At 59.0% G+C, this 20,630-nt stretch carries 18 protein-coding genes and 2 pseudogenes; 18 read left to right on the plus strand and 2 right to left on the minus strand.

Annotation, left to right across the window (positions count from 1 at the left end; genetic code table 11):
- Positions 1-98 precede the first annotated feature (98 nt).
- Both AB4N76_RS01575 and AB4N76_RS01580 read left to right on the plus strand, forming a co-directional pair.
- Positions 99-887, plus strand: a complete 789-nt coding sequence (locus tag AB4N76_RS01575) for an alpha/beta hydrolase (protein WP_460164015.1) — start codon at positions 99-101, stop codon at positions 885-887.
- Positions 888-1,000: 113 nt separating this feature from the next.
- Positions 1,001-1,900: a bestrophin family protein gene (locus AB4N76_RS01580; RefSeq protein WP_460164016.1), complete on the plus strand. Its 900-nt coding sequence runs from the start codon at positions 1,001-1,003 to the stop codon at positions 1,898-1,900.
- A 2-nt stretch (positions 1,901-1,902) separates the two neighbouring features.
- Here AB4N76_RS01580 and AB4N76_RS01585 read toward each other — a convergent pair whose 3' ends face one another.
- The gene (locus AB4N76_RS01585; protein WP_460164017.1) at positions 1,903-2,880 is read right to left on the minus strand and encodes an NAD-dependent epimerase; all 978 of its coding nucleotides are present in this window, start codon (positions 2,878-2,880) and stop codon (positions 1,903-1,905) included.
- Between the two features lie 609 nt (positions 2,881-3,489).
- Here AB4N76_RS01585 and rfaH point away from each other — a divergent pair.
- The 14 genes and pseudogenes from rfaH to galE form a co-directional block, all read left to right on the plus strand.
- Complete coding sequence (rfaH, locus tag AB4N76_RS01590) at positions 3,490-4,026, plus strand: transcription/translation regulatory transformer protein RfaH (protein ID WP_460164018.1); 537 nt, start codon at positions 3,490-3,492, stop codon at positions 4,024-4,026.
- A 94-nt stretch (positions 4,027-4,120) separates the two neighbouring features.
- Positions 4,121-5,224 carry an outer membrane beta-barrel protein gene (locus AB4N76_RS01595; protein ID WP_259674365.1) on the plus strand — a complete coding sequence of 368 codons (1,104 nt, stop codon included), beginning with the start codon at positions 4,121-4,123 and terminating at the stop codon, positions 5,222-5,224.
- Positions 5,225-5,236: 12 nt separating this feature from the next.
- Entirely contained in the window at positions 5,237-5,770 is a 534-nt protein-coding gene (locus AB4N76_RS01600; protein WP_046030287.1) for a polysaccharide biosynthesis/export family protein, read from the plus strand.
- A gap of 2 nt (positions 5,771-5,772) precedes the next feature.
- Positions 5,773-8,084 (plus strand): annotated as a pseudogene (locus AB4N76_RS01605) (GumC family protein).
- Between the two features lie 180 nt (positions 8,085-8,264).
- Complete coding sequence (locus tag AB4N76_RS01610; protein ID WP_046030291.1) at positions 8,265-9,656, plus strand: undecaprenyl-phosphate glucose phosphotransferase; 1,392 nt, start codon at positions 8,265-8,267, stop codon at positions 9,654-9,656.
- 30 nt (positions 9,657-9,686) lie between these two features.
- Complete coding sequence (locus AB4N76_RS01615) at positions 9,687-11,027, plus strand: UDP-glucose dehydrogenase family protein (protein WP_460164019.1); 1,341 nt, start codon at positions 9,687-9,689, stop codon at positions 11,025-11,027.
- A 13-nt stretch (positions 11,028-11,040) separates the two neighbouring features.
- Positions 11,041-11,745 carry a WecB/TagA/CpsF family glycosyltransferase gene (locus tag AB4N76_RS01620; RefSeq protein WP_109786243.1) on the plus strand — a complete coding sequence of 235 codons (705 nt, stop codon included), beginning with the start codon at positions 11,041-11,043 and terminating at the stop codon, positions 11,743-11,745.
- A gap of 2 nt (positions 11,746-11,747) precedes the next feature.
- Positions 11,748-12,830, plus strand: a complete 1,083-nt coding sequence (locus tag AB4N76_RS01625) for a glycosyltransferase (protein ID WP_109786244.1) — start codon at positions 11,748-11,750, stop codon at positions 12,828-12,830.
- Entirely contained in the window at positions 12,827-13,099 is a 273-nt protein-coding gene (locus tag AB4N76_RS01630) for a hypothetical protein (RefSeq protein WP_460164020.1), read from the plus strand. The genes AB4N76_RS01625 and AB4N76_RS01630 overlap by 4 nt, the downstream gene beginning before the upstream one ends.
- Entirely contained in the window at positions 13,036-13,938 is a 903-nt protein-coding gene (locus AB4N76_RS01635) for a glycosyltransferase (protein ID WP_460164021.1), read from the plus strand. Before AB4N76_RS01630 ends, AB4N76_RS01635 begins: the two co-directional genes overlap by 64 nt.
- Positions 13,935-15,248 carry an O-antigen ligase family protein gene (locus AB4N76_RS01640; protein WP_460164022.1) on the plus strand — a complete coding sequence of 438 codons (1,314 nt, stop codon included), beginning with the start codon at positions 13,935-13,937 and terminating at the stop codon, positions 15,246-15,248. The genes AB4N76_RS01635 and AB4N76_RS01640 overlap by 4 nt, the downstream gene beginning before the upstream one ends.
- Positions 15,249-15,263: 15 nt before the next feature.
- On the plus strand, positions 15,264-16,217 hold the full coding sequence (locus tag AB4N76_RS01645) for a glycosyltransferase family 2 protein (RefSeq protein WP_046030298.1): 954 nt from the start codon (positions 15,264-15,266) through the stop codon (positions 16,215-16,217).
- A gap of 13 nt (positions 16,218-16,230) precedes the next feature.
- A complete protein-coding gene (locus AB4N76_RS01650; RefSeq protein WP_460164023.1) occupies positions 16,231-17,649 on the plus strand; it encodes an oligosaccharide flippase family protein in 1,419 nt (472 codons plus the stop codon).
- Between the two features lie 29 nt (positions 17,650-17,678).
- Positions 17,679-18,635: pseudogene (galE, locus tag AB4N76_RS01655) on the plus strand (UDP-glucose 4-epimerase GalE); the annotation flags it as partial.
- Between the two features lie 56 nt (positions 18,636-18,691).
- Here the strand turns inward: galE and AB4N76_RS01660 are convergent.
- A complete protein-coding gene (locus AB4N76_RS01660; RefSeq protein ID WP_371916738.1) occupies positions 18,692-18,739 on the minus strand; it encodes a hypothetical protein in 48 nt (15 codons plus the stop codon).
- 23 nt (positions 18,740-18,762) lie between these two features.
- Between AB4N76_RS01660 and AB4N76_RS01665 the strand changes: the two genes are divergently transcribed.
- Both AB4N76_RS01665 and AB4N76_RS01670 read left to right on the plus strand, forming a co-directional pair.
- A complete protein-coding gene (locus AB4N76_RS01665) occupies positions 18,763-20,241 on the plus strand; it encodes a family 16 glycosylhydrolase (protein WP_077431955.1) in 1,479 nt (492 codons plus the stop codon).
- A gap of 137 nt (positions 20,242-20,378) precedes the next feature.
- Positions 20,379-20,612 (plus strand): hypothetical protein, encoded by a 234-nt coding sequence (locus AB4N76_RS01670; protein WP_046030302.1) that lies wholly within the window; start codon positions 20,379-20,381, stop codon positions 20,610-20,612.
- The last annotated feature ends 18 nt before the right edge of the window (positions 20,613-20,630 follow it).

Genomic DNA, 20,630 nt, shown 5'->3' on the forward strand with positions numbered 1-20,630 from the left:
GGTCGCCCGGGGCGTGGCGAGGCCGGCGCGCCCTGCTGCCAGTGGACTAGACTCTGACACCGATCACCTGTCCGCGGTTTTCTGCCCCAGAGCCGTCCATGCCGTCCACTAAAGTTAGTCGAATGTTTCGAACCCTGGCGCTTCTCATCGTCATCATTGCCGCGTTGTACCTGGCGCTGTGTGCGGCGTTGTTCGTATTTCAGCGCGCCTTGATCTACTTCCCGCAACCGGCCGCCCTCGAAACACCCGCCTCGTTACTGACGCTAACCGTCGACGACGCGCTCATTCAGGTGTCTGTTCGCCCCCACTCCGGCCCGAAGGCACTGATTTATTTCGGCGGCAATGCCGAGGATGTATCACGCAATTTGCCGGCGTTTTCTCAGGCGTTCCCCGAGCACGCGCTGTACCTGATGCACTATCGAGGGTTTGGCGGCAGCACGGGGTCGCCGTCCGAAGAAGCCCTCGCGCGCGATGCCCTGACGTTGTTTGACAGGGTCTACGACAGCCATCCACAGATCGCAATTGTAGGGCGCAGCCTCGGCTCAGGCGTTGCCGTGCGCCTGGCCAGCCAGCGCCCGGCCTCGCGGCTGATTTTGATTACGCCTTACAACAGCCTCGAAGGCCTGGCGGCACAACGGTTTCGCTGGTTTCCGGTGCGGTGGCTGCTCAAGGATCGATTTGAATCATGGCGATACGCGGCCCACATCACGGTGCCGACGCTGATGATCGAGGCCGAGCACGACGAGGTTATTCCTCGCACAAGTACCGAGCGGCTCTACCGCCATTTCGCGCCCGGCGTGGCCACGCTGAAAGTGATCCCGGGCGTCGGTCATAACTCCATCTCCGACAGCCCCGACTACCTGAAGCTCATGGGCGCTGGATTATGAAAAATAGCGCGCTCATAGACAGCATCGATCAGCCGGTCACAGAGAGTGATTGGACTCGCCGCCCTCAAGCTCTTAGCCTGCGCGCGACGCGATACACCTGAAGGCAGAACACGATGATCGTCAGACCCAAACCGAACTTCATCAATATCCTGAGCGCCACCAAGGGCTCCATCGCCAAACGGATTGCCTTGCGCAGCCTGATGGTGATGCTGCTGGCGTCAGTCATCGTGCTCGTCGAGACGTGGCACCCCAGCTACTTTTCCAAAGTCAGCGCAACGCCGTTCACCCTGCTGGGCCTGTCGCTGTCGATCTTCATGAGTTTTCGCAACAACGCCTGTTATGACCGCTGGTATGAAGGCCGCAAAGCCTGGGGCGATGTGATGGTCGCGATTCGTTCGATGATTCGTGAAACCACGATCATCAAGGACGCCAATACGCGCAACGCCCTGTTGAGTCAGCTGTGCGGGTTCGCCCACGCGCTCAACGCAAAACTTCGCCAGGAAAACGAACAGGAGGCGAGTGCCCGCTGGCTCGAGCCGATCCCCAATGACCACTTGCCCGACTTCAGCGGGAGCATTTTGCTGAACGTCGCGCAGCAGTGTTCGGCACTCAGCGAGTCAGAGGTGATCAACGAATGGCGCTACACGATCATGGCCAGCCACCTGGCGCACCTGACCCAGGCGCAAGCCGCCTGCGAGCGGATCAAACACACGCCGCTGCCGTTTGCCTACACCTTGTTGCTGCACCGAACCAGCTACCTCTTCTGCTTCCTGCTGCCCTTCGCGATGGCCGAGCCGCTGGGCTGGATGACCCCGATTTTCACGGCGATTGTCAGCTACACCTTTTTCGGTCTGGACGCGATTGGTGATGAACTGGAGGACCCGTTTGGTCGCGACGAAAACGATCTGCCCCTCGACGCGATCGTGCGCACCATCGAGCGCGAAATTCTCACCGCCATGGGACAAACACAGCTGCCTCCGGTGCTAGCGCCGGTGGACTTTGTGTTGAGCTGACGTCACACCTGATAAAAGTGCCGATACCACTCCACAAACTGCGCCACGCCGGCTTCAACCGCCACTTGCGGGCTGAAGTCGACCCAGTCTGCCAGCGCCGACACATCGGCCCAGGTCTTGATGACATCCCCTGGTTGCATCGGCAGGTAATTGCGCTGCGCCTTGATCCCTAATGCCGACTCCAGGCATTCGATAAAATCCAGCAGCGCAATCGGCATGCCACGGCCGATGTTGAAAATCCGGTTGACGCCCTCATCTGCCTGGTTCGGCAGTGGCGGCTTGAGACGCAGCCGGACGATGCCTTCGACGATGTCGTCGATGTAGGTGAAGTCGCGCGCCATCTGGCCATGGTTGAACACATCGATGGGCTGGCCCTTGAGGATCGCTTCGGTGAACTTGAACAACGCCATGTCGGGACGCCCCCACGGCCCGTAGACGGTAAAAAAGCGCAGGCCGCTGGCCTTCAGACCGTAGAGATGACAGTAGCTGTCGGCGAGCAATTCATTGGCGCGCTTGCTCGCCGCGTACAGCGAAACCGGATGATCGACCCGGTCATCGACGCTGAACGGCAGTTTGCTGTTGGCACCGTACACTGAGCTGCTTGACGCGTAGATCAAGTGCGCGGGCGGATGGTGCCGGCAGGCTTCCAGCACATTCAAGAAGCCCACCAGGTTGGATTGAGCATAGGCATCCGGATTGTGTTGCGAGTAACGAACGCCCGCTTGCGCCGCCAGGTGCACCACTTCGGTGAAGCGATACTCGTTGAACAACCCCATCAAGGCGGGTTTGTCGACGATGTCCATCTTCTGAAAATGGAAGCCCTGCAACGCGCTCAATTGTTCGAGCCGAGCGCGCTTGAGCGCCACGCTGTAATAGTCGTTGAGGTTGTCGAGGCCTATCACTTCCAGACCTTGGAGGCACAACCGTTTGACCGTGTGATACCCAATGAACCCTGCGGCGCCAGTCACAAGAACGGTCATAGTGCCTTGCTCCGTTGTTCAGACAAGAGTTGTTAGTTATAGCGTTGCTATTGCATTGGGTCCAGATTGGGAGCTCACTACTTACTATCCCCAACATCGGGGACTGCACTCGGTCGGGATGACTATTAATAGCGTCAAAAGTTTAATAAACCCGACGAAACGGAAATCAACCACAAAAACAATTGCTTGCGTACTGTCAAAATCGCCAATGGATAAAAGGCATGTATTTTGACAAGGAACGTTTGACAGACCGCTTAGAGTGGTCGATAACTACACCGGTCTATTTGAACAGAGCGTGAGTGCAGATTGCCTGCATTGGCGGTTGTTCCTTAGACCCACCTCTTCAGAACAATTTTTTTGTGGGTCCCATGTGCAGACCGTGCGGTAGCTTTGTCTGTTTCAAAGTTGAGCCACGGTCTTATGCCCAAAGCGCTACACGTTAGAGCATTACGTTATTCGTTGCACTTTCGTGAAGCACTATGTGCTTCAGTATTGAAACACTACTGCACATACATACATAAAAAAAACATATCTGCGTCCAACTTCACTTCATAGGCCTCACTAGAGCCACTGCCTGCCTAAACTTCGCTAATCACAGAGTTTACCAGCATGCCAGCACATAGCTCCGAACGGTCTAATTGGTACCTCCTGCAATGCAAACCACGTCAGGACGAACGTGCCCATCTCAACCTGCTTCAACAAAACTATGTGATCTTCCACCCTCAGTTGGTGAGTGAACGCGTGATCCGCGGGAAACGCCATCGGGTGCTGGAATCGCTCTTCCCTGGGTATTTGTTTATCCATCTCAGCCGTAGCGACAATTGGGCGCCCATCCGTTCTACCCGCGGCGTCAGTCGTATTGTCGAATTCAATCATGGTCCTGCGACGGTGGCCGAGCACGTCATCGAGCATCTGCGTGCGCGCTGTATTGAATCAGCGCAACCGCACACCAACCACGACCTGAAACCCGGCGAACACTTGCAGATCATTCGAGGGCCGCTGTCGCCACTTGAAGGCGTGTTCATTTCCTCGCTCGGCGCCGAGCGCGTCATGATCCTGTTGCAGTTTCTTAATCGGGAACAAACTATTTGCGTCCCGCGAAGTGATCTCGAACGTCATAGCACGCCATTACAAATAAATAACTAATCGCTTGCCTTATATGCTTTTTTTCAGGAGCTATAACATGGCCTTGAAGTCACGCTGCCTTATTGCACTGATCACGGCCTCTCTTTATTCAGGGATGGCATGGAGTATTCGCCCACAATACATAAACGTTTACGGCTTCAACTTCACACCGACTTTTTTAGTCTCTGAAAGTTACGATGACAACTTTCGTGAGTTAGAAAGCAATGTGCAGTCTTCCATGATCACCCGTTTGGCGCCCTCCTTCGAGCTCAAGGCCGAAGACCGCAACAGCGCCACTCGCCTGATCTGGCAACCCGCCCGCTACATCTATCACGACGAGTCGGACGCCTCATACACGGCCCATCGCGTGCGGGCGGACAGCATCATGGAATTCACCGATCGGCACCGCCTGAAACTTGAAGCTGAATACCGTAAATGGGAGCGCACGGAATCGACGGCTGTCGAAGGCGTCAATGACAAGCTCAATAACAAACGGGTCGGCGGTTTATATACCTACGGCGCCAAAAGTGCAGATAACCAGATCGATTTCGGTGCCAGTTATGCAGAACTTCGTTACGACAATGCCGACGGCGTCAACGACGACAAAGAACGTAATACCACCGGTGTGACCACCACCTGGTATCACCGCATCGGCAGTAATACCCGCGGTTTGCTGGAATACGATCACACCGATTTTGATTACCTGCTGGCCAACAGTCCGCGCAGCAGTAAATCCGATGCCCTACTCGCCGGTGCAACGTGGGACGTCACCGCACGCACGACAGGCAAAGTCCGTATCGGGTATGAGAAAAAGAACTTCGACAGCAGCCAATCCAAAGACCTCGACAACCCCACCTGGCAAGTGGACATGCAATGGAAACCCCGAACCTATTCGACATTTACCTTCCTCGCTCGCCAGGCCCTGGCCGAAGGTGACGATGGCGCCGATGCCGTGAAGTCGACCTTCACCCAGGTCGGCTGGCGTCATGGCTGGACCGAACGGATCACCTCCGTGGCCCAGGCCGGGTACGGTCGGTATGTCTACGAAGGCCAAAGCCGTACAGATAATCTTCAGGATTACAACCTGGGTTTGATTTACGCCATGCGCCGTTGGCTGGACATCGAACTGGGCTATCGCTACCGCGATAACGATTCCGATGCCGACAATGAAAGTTTCACCCGCAACATTGTTTCGATCAGCTTCAACGTAAGCCTTTAGGAGGGTTTCGACATGAACTCACAGACTCTTGGCTTGTTGTTCACTTTGCTGGTTGTCCCCACGACCCATGCAGCGGATTCCGGTACTCAGTACAAACTGGCGGCCGGGGATGTCTTGCGCATCACGGTATTTGGCGAACCGGAATTGAGCCTCAAACGTATCCGTCTCAGTGACGCCGGCACGTTTTCCTATCCGTTCCTGGGTGAGATTTCCGCCAAGGGGCTCACACCGAACCAGGTCGAAAAAATCATCGTCGACGGGCTTAAACAGGGCTACCTGACCGACCCGAAGGTCAGCCTGAGCCAGATTGAGTACCGCTCGTTCTACATCAATGGCGAAGTGCAAAAACCCGGCAGCTATCCGTTCATACCCGGCCTGACCCTGGAGAAAGCCATCGCATTGGGCGGTGGCCTGACGGAACGCGCTTCGATCAAACGCGTGACCATCGTGCGCGGCGATGGCGGTGCGACGCTCACCGATGAAGTCACCCGCAACACCACGATTGCTCCCGGCGACACCATTTCCATTGCACAAGGCTTTTTCTAATCATGGACAACAGCCCTAGCACCTACGTCGAACGTCCTCTGCAAACGCACGTGCATCAGCAGCACAGCGAAGACAGAGACACCATTGACCTACTCAAACTGTGGAGGGTGATCTGGCGCGCAAAATGGACAATCGGCTGGCTGATCCTGTTTAGCTGTGCCCTGGCGGCGGTGGCGGTTTCGCTCATTACCCCGCAATACATCGGCAGCACCACGTTGCTGTTCAACGAAAAACACCACCGCTGATGTCCTTCCAGCAAGTCAAGGACTCAAGCACCAACGCCACTGACTACTTGCAGACCCAGCAGGCCCTTCTCGAATCCCGGGACCTGGCCGAACGCGCGGTGCGAAAACTCAATCTCACCACCAACCCGATCACCGACCCGCGCCAGCAACCGGCGCCCTGGTTCACGCCGCGCAAGTGGCTGGCGGCCCTGGAGCTCGACCAATGGATCCCCGGTCTGGCCATTTTGATGCCCGTCAAGGACACCCCGACCGAGGAAGACGTCTTCAACCAGGTCACGCAAAACCTGATGCTGCACACCACGGTCAAGTTCGTCGGCAAGAGCCAACTGCTCGAAATCCAGGTTGAACTGCCCGACCCGGATCTTGCCGCCGCAGCGGCCAATGCATTGGCCCAAGGCTTTACTGACAGCCAGATCGACACCAGCGAGAAGTCTTCGCAGTCCACCACGGCCTGGATGAACACGCGGCTGGTCGAGTTGCGCAACAACTTGCGCGTGGCCGAGAAAAAACTCCAGGGCTATCGCGAAGAACAAGGCCTGGTCGATGTCGGCGGCGTCGCCACCATCAGCGCCAACGAACTGGAAATGACTGGCAGCCGAATGGTCGATGCCCGCCGTACCCGCGCCGAAGCCGAGAGCGAATACCGTCAGGCCAAAGCCTTGAGCAATGGTGACTTGAGCCGGCTCTCCAGTGTGCCCGCGGTGTTGAGCAACCCACTGGTCCAGCAGTTCCAGGCGGACCGGGCCAAGGCCCAGGCGAAAGTCGATGAACTGTCGGGGCGCTATGGTCCCAAACACCCGAGCCTGATTTCCGCGCAATCTGAATTGCGCGCCGCCACCACCAGCCTGCAATTGCAAGTGCAGCAGGTGGTTGCCGGGATCGAGCGGCAATACCAGCTCGCCTCGGCCAGCGAAGCCTCGCTGCGCCAATCGTTCAACAGCAACAAGGCGCAGATCCAGGACATCGCCCGCAAGGAGTTTCAGCTGCGCGAGTTCCAGCGTGAGGTCGATAGCACCCGTGCGCTGTATGAAACCTTCGTCACCCGCTTGAAGGAAACCGCCGCCACCGCCGACATGGACTCGACCAAGGTGCGCATCGTCGACCCGGCGATTGTCCCGGTGGAAGCCAGCAAACCGCGCAAAACCTTGATTGTGGGGATCGTCGGGTTGCTGGCGGCTGTGATCGGCGTGGCCCTGGCCCTGCTCTTCGACAGCCTGAGCAACACCTTCAAGACCGATGAAACCATCGAGAGCATGCTCCACATTCCATTGCTCAGTGTCGTGCCGTTGGTCGTGAAGAAAAGCCGCCGGCAACTGGCTCGGTTGTTTGAGGACAATGACCACCCGCGTTTTTCCGAAACCATTCGCAACCTGCGCACCTGGCTGATGCTGCAAAGCAGCGACATGCCGTCGCAGATCGTGCTGGTCACCTCGACCGTCGCCGGCGAGGGCAAAAGCACCATTGCCAACAACCTCGCCAGCTCGCTCACCGCCCTTGAACGTGTGCTGCTGATCGATGCCGACATGCGCCAACCCACCCTGGCGCTGAACTTTGATTTCCCGCCGGACAGCCCTGGACTGGCCAACGTGATTGCCGGCACCGCCCGGCTCGAGGACTGCATCTTGTCGGTCGGCAATCTGGACTTGCTGCCGGCCGGAAAGATGGGGCCGTCCTCGGTGGATGTGTTCACCGCGCCGCGCCTGCCGTCTCCCGCCGATGCGCTCAATCCGGCGCGCCAGCCTCCACCGCAGGACTTGCTCAGTTCGCCGCGCATGGCCCGCATGCTCGAAGCGCTCAAGTTGCGTTACCGCCACATCATCATCGACTCCCCTCCCGCCGAGATGATCAGTGATGCGCTGCTGCTGGCCCAGCATTCAGACGCGGTGATTTATGTGGTCAAGGCCGACAGCACGTCAATCGGCCAGGTGCAAAGGGGCATTGCCATGTTGCAACAAAGCCACGTACCGGTGTTTGGCACCGTGCTCAACCAGGTCGACCTGCGCAAGGCGCGCAAGTACGGCTACAACCACTCCCGAACCTTTTACAACTACGACTTCGCGTCCCGGTAATGAGTGATAGGGGGGCTTTCCCCCCTCACCACAACGCCCCGCCATAACAAAAAGCTGCATCACCTCAAACACAACAAAAAAGCTGCTTCACCTCTGCCGAGCTACGGAAAAGCCTGCGGGAGCCACGCCGTGTCTGCCCGTCCAGCGTTTGCGCACTACTGCTGCCTTGAGGTCAAGCCCATGACTCCGCTCTATACCGCTCATCTGACGCACCGCCGCGGCCTGACGTTCTGGGCCCAGTGGGTGTGCGCCATGACGCTGACCACCTCGCTGCTGATGCTGCTCGTGTTGATGCGCGTCGGCAGCCTGACCAGCGATTACCGCATTCTGATCATCCTGACCGTGCTCGGTTCGGTGCCGATTTACAGCCTGATGCAGGTCTACCACAAGCGTCACGGCCTGTTGGTCGGGCTCGGTCGATTGCTCGCGGGCTGGCTGATCTTGCTGGCCGTTCTGGGGGCCATTGCCTTCATCACTCAGACCAGTGCGAAGTACTCGCGCCAGGTCATCATGGTCTGGGCGGTCCTGGGTTTTCTGGTCCAGGCGTTGAGCTTTCTGCCCCTGCACTACTTTGCACGGTTGCACGCGCGCATGGTCTGCAAGGAGCGCCGTTCGGTGATCATCGGCACCTGCCCGACCGCCCATGAACTGGCGAAAAAACTGTCACAGCCAAACCGCGCACTGGCCTTGGGGTTTATCGCCACCGCCGACGACATCGGCCCGGCGCCGAGCATCCTGCCGCTGCTGGGCCGCGTCGAAGAGATTCGCGAAATCATCACCCGCCTGCATGTGCGGCGCGTCTACATCGTCCTGACCATGGCCCATGCCGCCACTATCGAGGCGTTGTACATCGACCTGCTGGACATGAATGTCGACGTGGTGTGGATCCCGGATTTCGGCAGCATGGTGCTGCTCAATCACTCGATCTCCGAGATCGAGAGAATGCCGGCGATTTACCTCAACGAAAGCCTGATCAGCTCGCACCCGGCCAGCCTGTTTTGCAAGGACCTGTTTGAACGCAGCCTGGCGGCGACGGCCGTCATTTTGCTCAGCCCGCTGCTGGTGATGGTCGCTGCCGCCATCAAGCTGACCTCCCCTGGCCCAGTGCTGTTCAAGCAAAACCGCCACGGTTGCAACGGTGAAGTGATCAAGGTCTGGAAGTTTCGTTCGATGCGCGTCCACGACGATCAGGAGGTACGCCAGGCCACTCGTGACGATGACCGCGTCACCCCGGTTGGACGCTTCCTGCGCCGCAGTTCCATCGATGAGCTGCCACAACTGTTCAACGTGTTGCTCGGGCAAATGGCCCTGGTCGGACCGCGCCCGCATGCCGTCACCCACAACATTTACTACACCGGCAAAGTGCAGGCCTACATGGCGCGCCATCGTCTGAAACCGGGCATTACCGGGCTGGCCCAGGTCACCGGGCATCGTGGCGAAACCGAGACCGTGGAAAAGATGCAGCTGCGCGTCGCCCAAGACCTCAACTACATCAACCAATGGTCGCTGTGGCTGGACATCAAGATTCTGATCAAGACGCCCTTCACGCTGTTTTCGAAAAACATCTACTGACGCCCTGCTTCGACTCTCTGAGGTTTGACCATGAATGTGAGCGTATTCGGTATTGGTTATGTGGGCCTTGTCCAGGGCGCTGCGCTGGCGGAAGTCGGCCACACGGTGATGTGCGTGGATGTCGACGCCGCCAAGGTCGAGGCCTTGAAGGACGGCACCTTGCCGATCTACGAACCCGGCCTGAAGAGCCTGGTGCTCGACAATTACCACAGCGGCCGCCTGCAATTCAGCACCGACCTGGCCAGCGCCGTACGCCATGGTGAGGTGCTGCTGATCGCCGTGGGCACGCCGCCTGACGAAGACGGCTCGGCAGACCTCCAATATGTGCTGAGCGTGGCGCAAACCATCGCCCTGAACATGGACGGCCACCGGATCATCGTCGACAAGTCCACGGTCCCGGTGGGCACCGGCGACCAGGTGCGTGCGCACATCGAACAGGTGCTGGCCGACAAGGGGCGCAGCGACCTGACGTTCGATGTGGTCTCCAATCCGGAATTTCTCAAGGAAGGCTGTGCGGTAGAAGACTGCATGCGCCCGGACCGGATCGTCATCGGCACCGATAGCCCGCACGCCGAAGCGGTCATGCGCGAGCTGTACGAACCGTTCAATCGCAACCGCGAAAAGATCATCGTCATGGACATCCGCAGCGCCGAGCTGACCAAGTACGCCGCCAACTGCATGCTGGCGACCAAGATCAGTTTCATGAACGAGATAGCCAACATCGCGGAAAAACTCGGTGCCGACATCGAAATGGTCCGCCACGGCATCGGCTCCGATCCGCGCATTGGTTATCAGTTTATCTACCCGGGCCTGGGCTACGGCGGTTCGTGTTTCCCCAAGGACGTGCAAGCGCTGATTCACACGGCCACCAGCATCGATATCGATGCACGAGTACTCAAGGCTGTCGAGTCACGCAACAACGAACAGAAAGCCAGCCTGTACACCAAGGTTTTCGATTACTTCAACGGCGATCTTCGGGGCAAGACTTTTGCCGTGTGGGGCTTGAGTTTCAAACCCAACACCGACGACATGCGCGAAGCCCCAAGCCGGGTGTTGATGGAAGCGCTGTGGCGCGCCGGCGCCAACGTCCAGGCATTCGACCCCAAAGCCATGGAAGAAACCCAGCGTATCTATGGATCACGCGATGACCTGACTTTGGCGGGCACCAAAGAAGCGGCGCTGAAAAATGCCGACGCCCTGATCATCGTCACGGAGTGGCAATCGTTCCGTGCGCCGGACTTCGACCTGATCAACCAACAGCTCAAACAACCGCTGATTTTTGACGGGCGCAACCTGTTCGATCCGCAGCGCTTGAGCCAACGCGGCTTTACCTACGTGTCCGTCGGCCGACAGACCCGCACTGTCATCTGAAAGGAGTCAGGCCATGATCAAGCTGAAAATTGTCAGGCATTACTCACCGAAATTGCTCGACGCCAATCAGGCGTATTCCTTCATCAACTTCGCGTCCATCGGCAGTTTTTTCAAAGACACTCCGGGCACCGTCGCCTACTTTTGCGACGGCATGCTGATGTCGGCGTTCATGTCGCAGGTGACCGGGCGCAGCATCGGCCGGGTCAGCTTCGACTTCACATCCATCGCCGACCCGGTGCTGGGCAGCGCCGAGCAATCGGGTAAACGGGTGTATTTCGTCGGCGCCCACCAGGCCGAGCTGGAGCTGTTCATCAGCAAGATCAAGGCCCGCTACCCGCAGTTGATCATCGCCGGCTATCACAATGGCTACTTCAATGTGGCGCAAGCCAAGGGCATCCGGCGCGACATCTGCCAGAGCGACGCGAATGTCCTGATCGTCGGCCTCGGTGCCGGATTGCAAGAGCAGTTCGTACAAGATGCGCAGCGCGCAGGCTTTCACGGTGTGGCATTTACCTGTGGCGGGTTCATTCGCCAGGAGGCCATGGCCACGTGTCAGTACTACCCCGAGGTGATCAATCGCCTGCATTTGCGCGCGTTCTACCGGATGTACCGCGAGCCGCACACCATCAAACGCTACCTCGTCGACTACCCCGGCAATTTCCTGCAACTACTGGCAATGCTCGTTCGGCACAAAGTCACCATCCGTGTCGGGGAATGACCATGCACATTCTGTTCATCCTCAAGGATTTCAAGTCGGGTGGCGGTGTCGAGCGCGTCCAGCAGCGCTTGTCCGAGCAGTTTCTCAAGGATGGCCAGCGCGTGAGTTTCTTCGTCATCAACGGCGACACGCCGGACACGCAAGGGGCTCAAAGCCTCAATGACGGCGGCGGGCGCGGTCTGCTCGGATGGCTCAAATCGATCATTCTGTTGCGCCGGTTGATTCAGCGTGAAGGCATCACCCACCTCATTTCCGCCAAGGAGCAGGCGAACCTTTGCACATGGTTCGCCACCCTCGGCAGCCCTTGCAAGGTCATCTATAGCCGCCACGCCACACTCGATTGCACGGAGCAGAAAACCAGCCCCACCGGCCTGCGCCTGCTCTACGCGTTGTACCTGTGTGGCAGCGGCAAGGTGGTGACGGTGTCTACGGTGTTGCGTCAATCCCTGGCTGAAATGATGCCGTGGGGAAGTCAGCGCATCCGCTATTGCCCGAACGCCGTCATCAACGATCAACTGCTGCACGCCGCCAAGGCGCCGTTGCCCACTGAAATTCCGCGCAATTATTGGCTGGGCCTGGGCCGTCTGGTGGCGCCAAAAGGTTTTGACTTGCTGCTCGATGCCTATGCCATGGCCCTGCACAGCGAGGCGGTACCGGATCTGGTGATTGCCGGCGACGGTCCCTTGCGAGGTGAGCTGACGGTACAGGCCAATCGCCTGGGTATCGCGCACCGGGTGCATTTCACCGGGTTCTTGAGCAACCCCTATCCGCTGCTCAAGAACGCACGTTTGTTCATTCTCAGCTCGGTGCATGAAGGCATGCCGACGGTGCTGATCGAGGCCTTGGCGCTGGGTACGCCGGTGCTGGCCAGCGACTGCGAAACAGGGCCCAGAGAATTGCTGGACAACGGCCGCCTCGGCCAACTGGTCAACGTCAACGATGCGCCGGCACTGGCCGAAGGCATGCTGCAAAGCCTGTTTTTGCAGGGTCGGGTCGCCGTCAATGAAGGCATGATTTCTGACGCGATCCGTCAGTACACCAGCCAGGACGCCGCGCAAGCGTACTACCAGGTGTGGAATCAATGAAAAAGTTGCTGATTATCCTGCACGACCTCAGCGCAGGCGGGGCGGAAAAAATGATGACGCGCCTGGCCGGGGCGCTGGTGGACGCGGGCAATGACGTGACCCTGCTGATGCTCACCGGCGGTGGCGTCAACGCGGCGTACCTCGACCCACGGGTAAAAAGGTCGAATTGCGCAGCCCGCGCAGTTCAAGGGCCGTACCGGCACTGGTGCGTTTTCTTCGACAAAACCGCTTCGACGCGCAACTGGCGGCGCTCACTCACGTCAACGTGATCGCCATTGTCGCCGCCGCGTTGTCGGGGACGCTGTCGCGGCTGCATGTCAGCGAACGCAACGCGTTCTCCCACGACAAACACGTCAACCCCGACTTCATGGTGCGCGTCGCCTACACGGTGGCGCCGCTGCTGTATCGGCTGATTCCCAACCCGGTGATTTGCGTCTCGCGCGGCGTCGCCCAAGACCTGATCGACACCACCATTGCCCGTCGCCAGGACGTGACCATTGCCGACAATCCGGTGCTCGACAACGACTTTCGGGAAAAACCGCATCAACCGCCCAGCCATCCCTGGCTGCTGGAAGCGTCCAACCCGGTGATTGTCGCCGTAGGTCGCCTAGCCCCGCAAAAAGGCTTCGATACGTTGATTACCGCGTTCGCCGCGCTGCCGAATCGCGACGCGCGCCTGATCATTTTTGGTGAAGGCGTCTTGCGCGATCAATTGCTGGAACAGGCTCGCAAGCTTGGCGTGGGGCATCGGCTTGACCTGCCGGGCTACACCCATGAGCCCATGGCAGAGGTGGCGGCGGCCGATTGCTTCGTGTTGTCGTCGCGCTTCGAAGGCAGCCCCAATGCGCTGGTCGAAGCGTTGTCCACGGGGACTCGGGTGGTTTCGACCCGTTGCCCGCATGGCCCGCAAGACATCCTGATCAATGGTGTCGTCGCCCCCCTCGTGGCCGTCGATGACCCGATGGCCCTGGCGCAGGCGATTGCCCTGCAACTCTCCACCCCACGAGAAGAACACCGTCAGGCGCGCCTCGACGCGGCCGCCCGTTTCATGAATGCCAGCGCGGTAAAAACCTACCTCAGCGCCCTGCTCGGGAGTCCCTCGCCATGAACCGACTGGAGATCCGCTATTCCACCCTGCGTGACGGCTTCACCTTGTTCGGTGTGCTGTTTTACATCCAGGTGATTTCGTTTGTCCTCGGTTTGGGCAGCGCCTCGAGTTTCGACGACATCGACAAAGACCTCGAAGGCAACGTGACCAACCAGATCTGCGGCCTGATCACGTTGCTGGTGCCCTTGTTTTTCTTCATCCGCAATAAGGTCTTCCTCAGCAAAAGCTTTTACCGCGGCAACTTCTTTCTGCTGGTGTTCCTACTCTGCGTGATCGCCTCCATCGGCTGGTCCTCTGACCCGATGCTCAGCCTCAAACGATTTGTCGCGATGATCAGCGTGGTGTTTTTCGCCGGTTTCATCGCCTACAACTACAGCCTCGAAAAAATCACCTTCATGCTCGGTTGCGCCATTGGCGTGGCGGCGTTGATCGGTTTGATCCTGGCGCTGGTCATGCCCAGCGCCGCGTTCGTTTCCGGCGGTATTCGCGAAGGCGCGTTCAAAGGGATTTTCATGGAGAAGAATGCCGGCGCACGGATCAACGCCATCGCGATCCTGTTGCTGCTGCCGATGATTCGCCAGCGTAACCGCTGGGCATTGTTCTGCTCGTTCTTCTCGCTGATTGCCATCTTGCTTGCCCAGTCGGCGACCGGGGTGGTGCTGGTCATTGCCGGCACGATCAGCTACGGGTATTTCCTGACGTTGATCCGTTTACGCATGAACCGATCGCAGCTGTTGTTCCTCGGCTGCACCCTCCTCTACCTGCTGGTGTGCCTGTTCCTCTACAGCAACTTTGCGGTGTTGCTGGAAATGGCCGGTCGTGACCCGTCACTCACCGACCGCACGATGATCTGGGAGCTGCTCGGGCCGTTTGTCGACGATCAATACCTCAAGGGCTACGGCTTCGGCGCCTTCTGGTCCAGCCCCGATGCCGCCGCGTTCACAAAGCGTTGGGGTTACATCGGCAACGCGCACAGCGGTTACGTGGAGACCCTGCTCAACGGCGGCATCATCCAACTGACCGCGCTGGCTCTGCTGCTCGCTGAAGCGCTGATCAAACAGTACCGGGCCGTGACGGCGAACCAGTCTGCGCAGTTTCGCGCCAGCGCCTTGGTGATCATCGGTCTGTTCGCCGTCACCAATTACGTGGCGTACGTGATTCCCAACTACCGCTCTGCCGAGTTCCTGGTGTTCTGCACCCTGGCCCTGTCCTTTCGGCATCACCCTGCGACCTATCCCGAGTTGTCCCCGGCAACCCTGCGTCAGCGTCCGTCTGGCAGGGCATTACCGCGCGATTCAGCCAAAGCGTAAAAAGGAGAGACACCCGTGTCAGACCAAGCCCCGTCTTTACCGCATACAGTGTGTGTCGTGATCCCGATGTACAACGGCGCCGACAGCATTGAGCAAACACTGGCGTCCCTGGCCGGGCAAACCCGACTGCCCGACCACGTCATCGTCGTCGACGATGGTTCCTCCGATGACGGGCCACAACGGGTCAACGCCTTCGCGGCGCCGTTTCGCCTGACGCTGTTGCACCAGGCCAACGAAGGCCAGGCCAGCGCCCGCAACCACGGTCTGCGGCACTCTGAGGAGACGTTTGTGGCGTTTCTCGATGCCGATGACCAATTTCGTCCGCAAAAGCTGGAGCTACAGCTGGCCCTGTATGACGAACTGAGTCGTCAAGGCCGGCCGGTGGGGCTGATCGACTGCTACACGCAGGTCAATTACAGCGACGGCAGGCGGCAAATGGACAATCTGCGCAAGAACGGCCGGCATTTCTACGATTTCATCCACGCCAACGTCCTCAATGGCGTATCCACCGCGCTGGTCAAGCGTGACGTGATCCTGCAACTCGGCGGCTTCGATGCCAGCCTGCGTTACTCCGAAGACCGCTTCATGTGGACCCGGATCGCCGAACACTGGGAGATCCACACGGTGCCGCAAGTGCTGCTGGAGCGCACGGTCAATGCCGGCAACATGACCGCGCAACCGAAGAAGTACTACCCGAACAAGATCAGGTTCATCGAGGTGTACCTCGCCCGCTACGGCGCGCAGCTCAGCAAGCAGCAACGGATCGATTTCGTGCTGGGCAACCACACTGACTTTCTCAATGCCTTTTCCCGCAAAGGCGAGCATGCCGACGTGATCGGCGTCTACCGGCGAATGCTGGACTATTCCTGGCAAACGCTGATCTTCGCCAACGGCAAACCGACCTTGCGCTACCTCTATGCCTGTGTTCGAACATTGCGCAAGGCAACGGCGTCAACCACCGCTCATTGAACCGGTATCCGCCATGGCCAATCACCGTCTGGTTACATTGATCTGGATCTTCACCGAGAAATTCGGCCTGATCTTCCTGTCGATGATTACCTTTGTCGCGTATGCCAGGCTGCTGTCGCCCGCAGAGCTGGGTGTGGGCACGGTGATCATTGCCATCGTCGAGTTGATCGGCCTGGTGTATTCATCGGTTCTGGAAGACCCGCTGGTACGACTCGAGAGGTTGGAGGACAAACACATCTCCACGGCCTTCTGGGCGGCGGTACTCGTCAGTCTGGCGTCCATCGTCGTCATCTCGGGCGCGGTACTTGTGTACACGCCTGACCCGATGCTGCGATGGATGACGGCGGTGGCCTCGGTGAAAATCCTGTTCACCATGATGGCGCGGGTCTATGTGGCGCAGATGCGCCGTAGCGGCGACTTCAAGACGCTGGCGTCGCGCACGCTGCTGGGCAAGGTGTGTGGTGGCGTCGGCGGCGTCGCTGTCGCGCTTTGGGGATTGGGGGCCTGGGCGGTCATTGCCCAGGCACTGATCATGGAGTTCGTGTCCATCATCGTATTGATGCGCGCAGACCGGCAGCGCATCGCCTTTCATATTGACGGCCCCGTCTTGCGAGAACTGTTGAAGGCCGGTGCACCGGTAGCCGTCAACGCGCTGAGTTCGCAAACGCTGCAGCGCGGGGTCAACGTGGTCCTGGGCATGACGGCCGGCGCAAATGCGGTCGGCATGTTCAACATGGCGATGCGCATCATCGAACTGCCCCGCACCGCGATTTACAACGGCCTGCTGAGCTATGCGCTGCCGGTGTTCGCGCGGCGCAGCGCCGATCCATCACGGTTGCGCGCGATCTTCAGCGATTCGACCGCCGTCAGCGGCTTCCTGCTGACGCCCTTGTTCATCGGCATCGCACTCACGGCGCACGACGTGATCCTGTTGATCTTCGGCGCCAAATGGACCGAGGCCATTGCGCTGTTGCAAGTGCTTGCGTGCACGGCAGCCATCGGCAATACCGCCATGTATGCCACGACCGCACTGGTCGCGGTCAATCGCAGTCACCTGACCATCAAGGCCGAAGTGGCAACCACGGTAATGGCACTGGCGCTGGTCTATAGCTTCGGCAGTCTCTATGGCGGCATGGCTGCCGCCCTGGCGTTACTGGCCCGGATGGCGATCATCACACCGTTGCAAATCCGCGGTTTGAACAGCGCAATCGGCTATGACTGGCGGCTGTTTTTCGACACCAACTATCGCAGCGTGATTGCCTCGCTCGTCATGGCCGCATTCGTCCTCCTGGTTTCTTCCCGATCGGGTTTTGAAGGTTACTTGCACCTGATCTGCAACATCGTGGCAGGCGCGCTGAGCTATGCCGTGGCGTATAGCGTCATGCACCCGCGCTGGCCGCAAGAATTCAAATCGGTTTTCACCGCTCGCTGAATTCAATCCCGAAACAGGAACACCTCACCATGCGCAAAACTACGCTGATCACTGGCGGGGCCGGCTACATCGGCTCCCATACCGCCCTGGCGCTCATCAACGCCGGACACCACGTGCTGATACTCGACAACCTGTGCAACAGCTGTCGAGAGTGCATCGCGCGCCTTGAGCTACTGACCGACACCCGGGTCGATTTCATCAATGGCGACATGGGCGACTCGATCTTGCTCGACAACATTTTCCGTCGTTACGACATCGATGCCGTGGTGCATTTTGCGAGTCTCAAATCCGTGGAAGAAAGCATCCGCAAGCCACTGGACTATTACGCCAACAACGTCGCCGGGACACTCAATCTTTGCCGGGCGATGGTGCGTCATGAAGTGTTCAACCTGGTGTTCAGCTCGTCGGCCACGGTGTATGGCGACCCCACGCACGTACCGATTGCCGAAGATCTCGGCACTGGCAAACCCGTCAATCCCTACGGCCGGACCAAGCTGATGATCGAAGAGCTGCTGACCGACCTGTGTCACTCCGATTCGCGCTGGAACATCGCCTTGCTACGCTACTTCAACCCGATTGGCGCTCACGAGAGCGGGATGATCGGCGAAGACCCCAAGGGCCGCCCCAACAACCTGTTGCCGTGCCTGACGCAGGTCGCGATTGGACGGATGCCCGAACTCACGGTGTACGGCCGCGACTATCCCACCGTGGACGGAACGTGCGTGCGCGACTACATCCATGTGGTCGACCTTGCCAATGGTCATCTGAAGGCGCTGCAGGCATTGCAAGACATGGGTGGCATTCATTCCTGGAACCTGGGCACCGGCATTGGCTATAGCGTGCTCCAGATCATCCACAGTTTCGAAGACGTTACCGGCATCACCATCCCCTTCAGCTTCGCCCCGCGTCGCCCCGGAGACATCGCCCAAATGTGGGCCGACCCGAGCAGGGCTGGACGGGATCTGGGCTGGAGCGCGCAACGCGATCTGGATCAGATGATGGCGGATTCCTGGCGTTGGCAGTCGTGCAATCCGCAGGGCTATCAATCCTCATTCGGCGTAGTGGCATTGACTGCGGTGAAGTAAGCAATCGTTCCAACGGTAAGGAAAGCACATGTTCAGAGAATGCCTGTGGGTACTGCTGTTGTCGGTTTCGCTGGCGTGCAGCGCCGCGCCAGCGCCTTCCCGTCCGCCAGCCGCCGGGCTGGTGCTGTGGCTGGACGCGGCCGATGCATCGACCATGAGTATCGACGCACAGGACCGCCTCCAGCACTGGAACGACAAGTCCGGCAAATCCAACCACGCCACGGTGGACGACGCCATTGGGCCCTCGGGTCCGCAGCTCGTGGCCAACGCCTTGCACGGCCACGCGGTGGTGCGTTTCAATGGCGTTTCGGCGTTTCTGGGCAAAACAATCCGCGTTGGCAATGGCCCGGCAACCCTCCTGATCGTCTCCCGCCGTCTGCCCGAACAGAGCCCGGCAGACCCTTGGCAGCGGCTGTTCAGCTCACGCCCCAATAGCGTCGATAACGACAATGTGCTGCCCAACTTTGCCATTAGCCTGCGACAGGCAGACGCCTACGCGCCGACCATCTCCGTGCTCGAACTTCAAGACGTGCCGATTGGGCCCTACGCGGTCGGGCGCAACGTGGTCGGAAACGCCGACAACTTCAAAGGCGATATCGCGGAAGTGCTGGTGTACGACCGCCCGTTTGCCTCCCTTGCGCAGCAACAAGAGGCGTATCAATACCTGGCGGACAAGTGGTCGGTTGCCATTCCCCGGCAGGCTGATACCTGGACCCGGGTCGGGCCGCTGGGCCCCTTGCCGACACTCGACGACGCCGGCTTGCCCTTGTCCGATCAGGCCGATGCGGGTAACTGGATATTCGACAGCAAACTGTCCGATGACTTCGATGGCGACGTTCTCGACACCGTGCGCTGGCACGTCAACAATGCCCAGGGGAATGAATCCCTGGGCCGCAAGCCGGCGCTGTTCAGGCCGGCCAATGCGTTCTTGGCCAACGGCAACCTGAACATCGTCTTTCGCAAGGAAGCCTTGCCACAGAAGTACGTGCAACTGGGTTTCAAGGATTATTCTTCCGCCATGGTTCGCACGGTCGAGCGCGGTTTTTACGGTTACTACGAGGCACGCGCCAAACCCATGGACTCGGCAGGTTCCAGCGCCTTCTGGCTGGCCTGGACGGGCATGGAAGATAACGCCACCGAGATCGACATCTTCGAAATCGGCGGCAAGACCAAAGACGCTGCCTACGACCGCTTGTACAACATGAACGCCCACCTGTGGGCCACGCCCCAAAGCACCGAACATGTCGCCAGCGCCAGCATCTGGGTCAGCCCCTGGCGCCTGGCGAGTACGTTTCATGTCTACGGCTTCGACTGGCAGCCCGACACCCTGCGCTGGTACGTCGATGGCGTGCTGGTCCGGGAATCCAGGAATACGAATTTCTTCTTTCCAATGCAGATCGTCTTTGACAGTGAGGCCATGTGGCAATGGTTCGGAGTGGTGGACGATGCTGACCTGCCCTCTACCTTCAGAGTCGATTACGTCAAGGTGTGGCAACGCAGTCAGTAGCGTTTCTCAATCATGGATCTGTCCGTCAGGTTCATCCGATTACCCCTGAACTTTCGTTCGAGCAGTCAGGTCGACAGAATTCCAGCCTCATCCGGCTCCCGGGCGGCGGTTAAAAAAACAAGAATGAGGGGCTAACGGTGAATTGTCTGATTTGTGTCGGCGTGGCGGAACGCATTCAGTGCCACGGCCCATGGGAGGAAAGGGATTGTCCGGAATGCGGGCGCTATCGGGTTTCCGATGAGCTGCTTTTGACCTTGATGGATCAAGGCCAGATCTTCGATGTCATCAAAACCAGAAACTGGCTCGAGAGCCAACGCAAGGAAGGTGTTACCCCTTCAATTGAAGTCCATGAGGCGCTACTGCTGCTCTAGCGTTCGCGCTGGATCAAC

It is taken from the genome of Pseudomonas sp. S2_F03 (genome assembly GCF_054668335.1).

Bases quoted from the DNA above. Each gene is read 5' to 3' on its own strand.
- AB4N76_RS01575 (WP_460164015.1), top strand. From the start codon at position 99: ATGCCGTCCACTAAAGTTAGTCGAATGTTTCGAACCCTGGCGCTTCTC.
- AB4N76_RS01580 (WP_460164016.1), top strand. From the start codon at position 1,001: ATGATCGTCAGACCCAAACCGAACTTCATCAATATCCTGAGCGCCACC.
- AB4N76_RS01585 (WP_460164017.1), bottom strand. From the start codon at position 2,880: ATGACCGTTCTTGTGACTGGCGCCGCAGGGTTCATTGGGTATCACACG.
- rfaH (WP_460164018.1), top strand. From the start codon at position 3,490: ATGCCAGCACATAGCTCCGAACGGTCTAATTGGTACCTCCTGCAATGC.
- AB4N76_RS01595 (WP_259674365.1), top strand. From the start codon at position 4,121: ATGGCATGGAGTATTCGCCCACAATACATAAACGTTTACGGCTTCAAC.
- AB4N76_RS01600 (WP_046030287.1), top strand. From the start codon at position 5,237: ATGAACTCACAGACTCTTGGCTTGTTGTTCACTTTGCTGGTTGTCCCC.
- AB4N76_RS01610 (WP_046030291.1), top strand. From the start codon at position 8,265: ATGACTCCGCTCTATACCGCTCATCTGACGCACCGCCGCGGCCTGACG.
- AB4N76_RS01615 (WP_460164019.1), top strand. From the start codon at position 9,687: ATGAATGTGAGCGTATTCGGTATTGGTTATGTGGGCCTTGTCCAGGGC.
- AB4N76_RS01620 (WP_109786243.1), top strand. From the start codon at position 11,041: ATGATCAAGCTGAAAATTGTCAGGCATTACTCACCGAAATTGCTCGAC.
- AB4N76_RS01625 (WP_109786244.1), top strand. From the start codon at position 11,748: ATGCACATTCTGTTCATCCTCAAGGATTTCAAGTCGGGTGGCGGTGTC.
- AB4N76_RS01630 (WP_460164020.1), top strand. From the start codon at position 12,827: ATGAAAAAGTTGCTGATTATCCTGCACGACCTCAGCGCAGGCGGGGCG.
- AB4N76_RS01640 (WP_460164022.1), top strand. From the start codon at position 13,935: ATGAACCGACTGGAGATCCGCTATTCCACCCTGCGTGACGGCTTCACC.
- AB4N76_RS01650 (WP_460164023.1), top strand. From the start codon at position 16,231: ATGGCCAATCACCGTCTGGTTACATTGATCTGGATCTTCACCGAGAAA.
- AB4N76_RS01665 (WP_077431955.1), top strand. From the start codon at position 18,763: ATGTTCAGAGAATGCCTGTGGGTACTGCTGTTGTCGGTTTCGCTGGCG.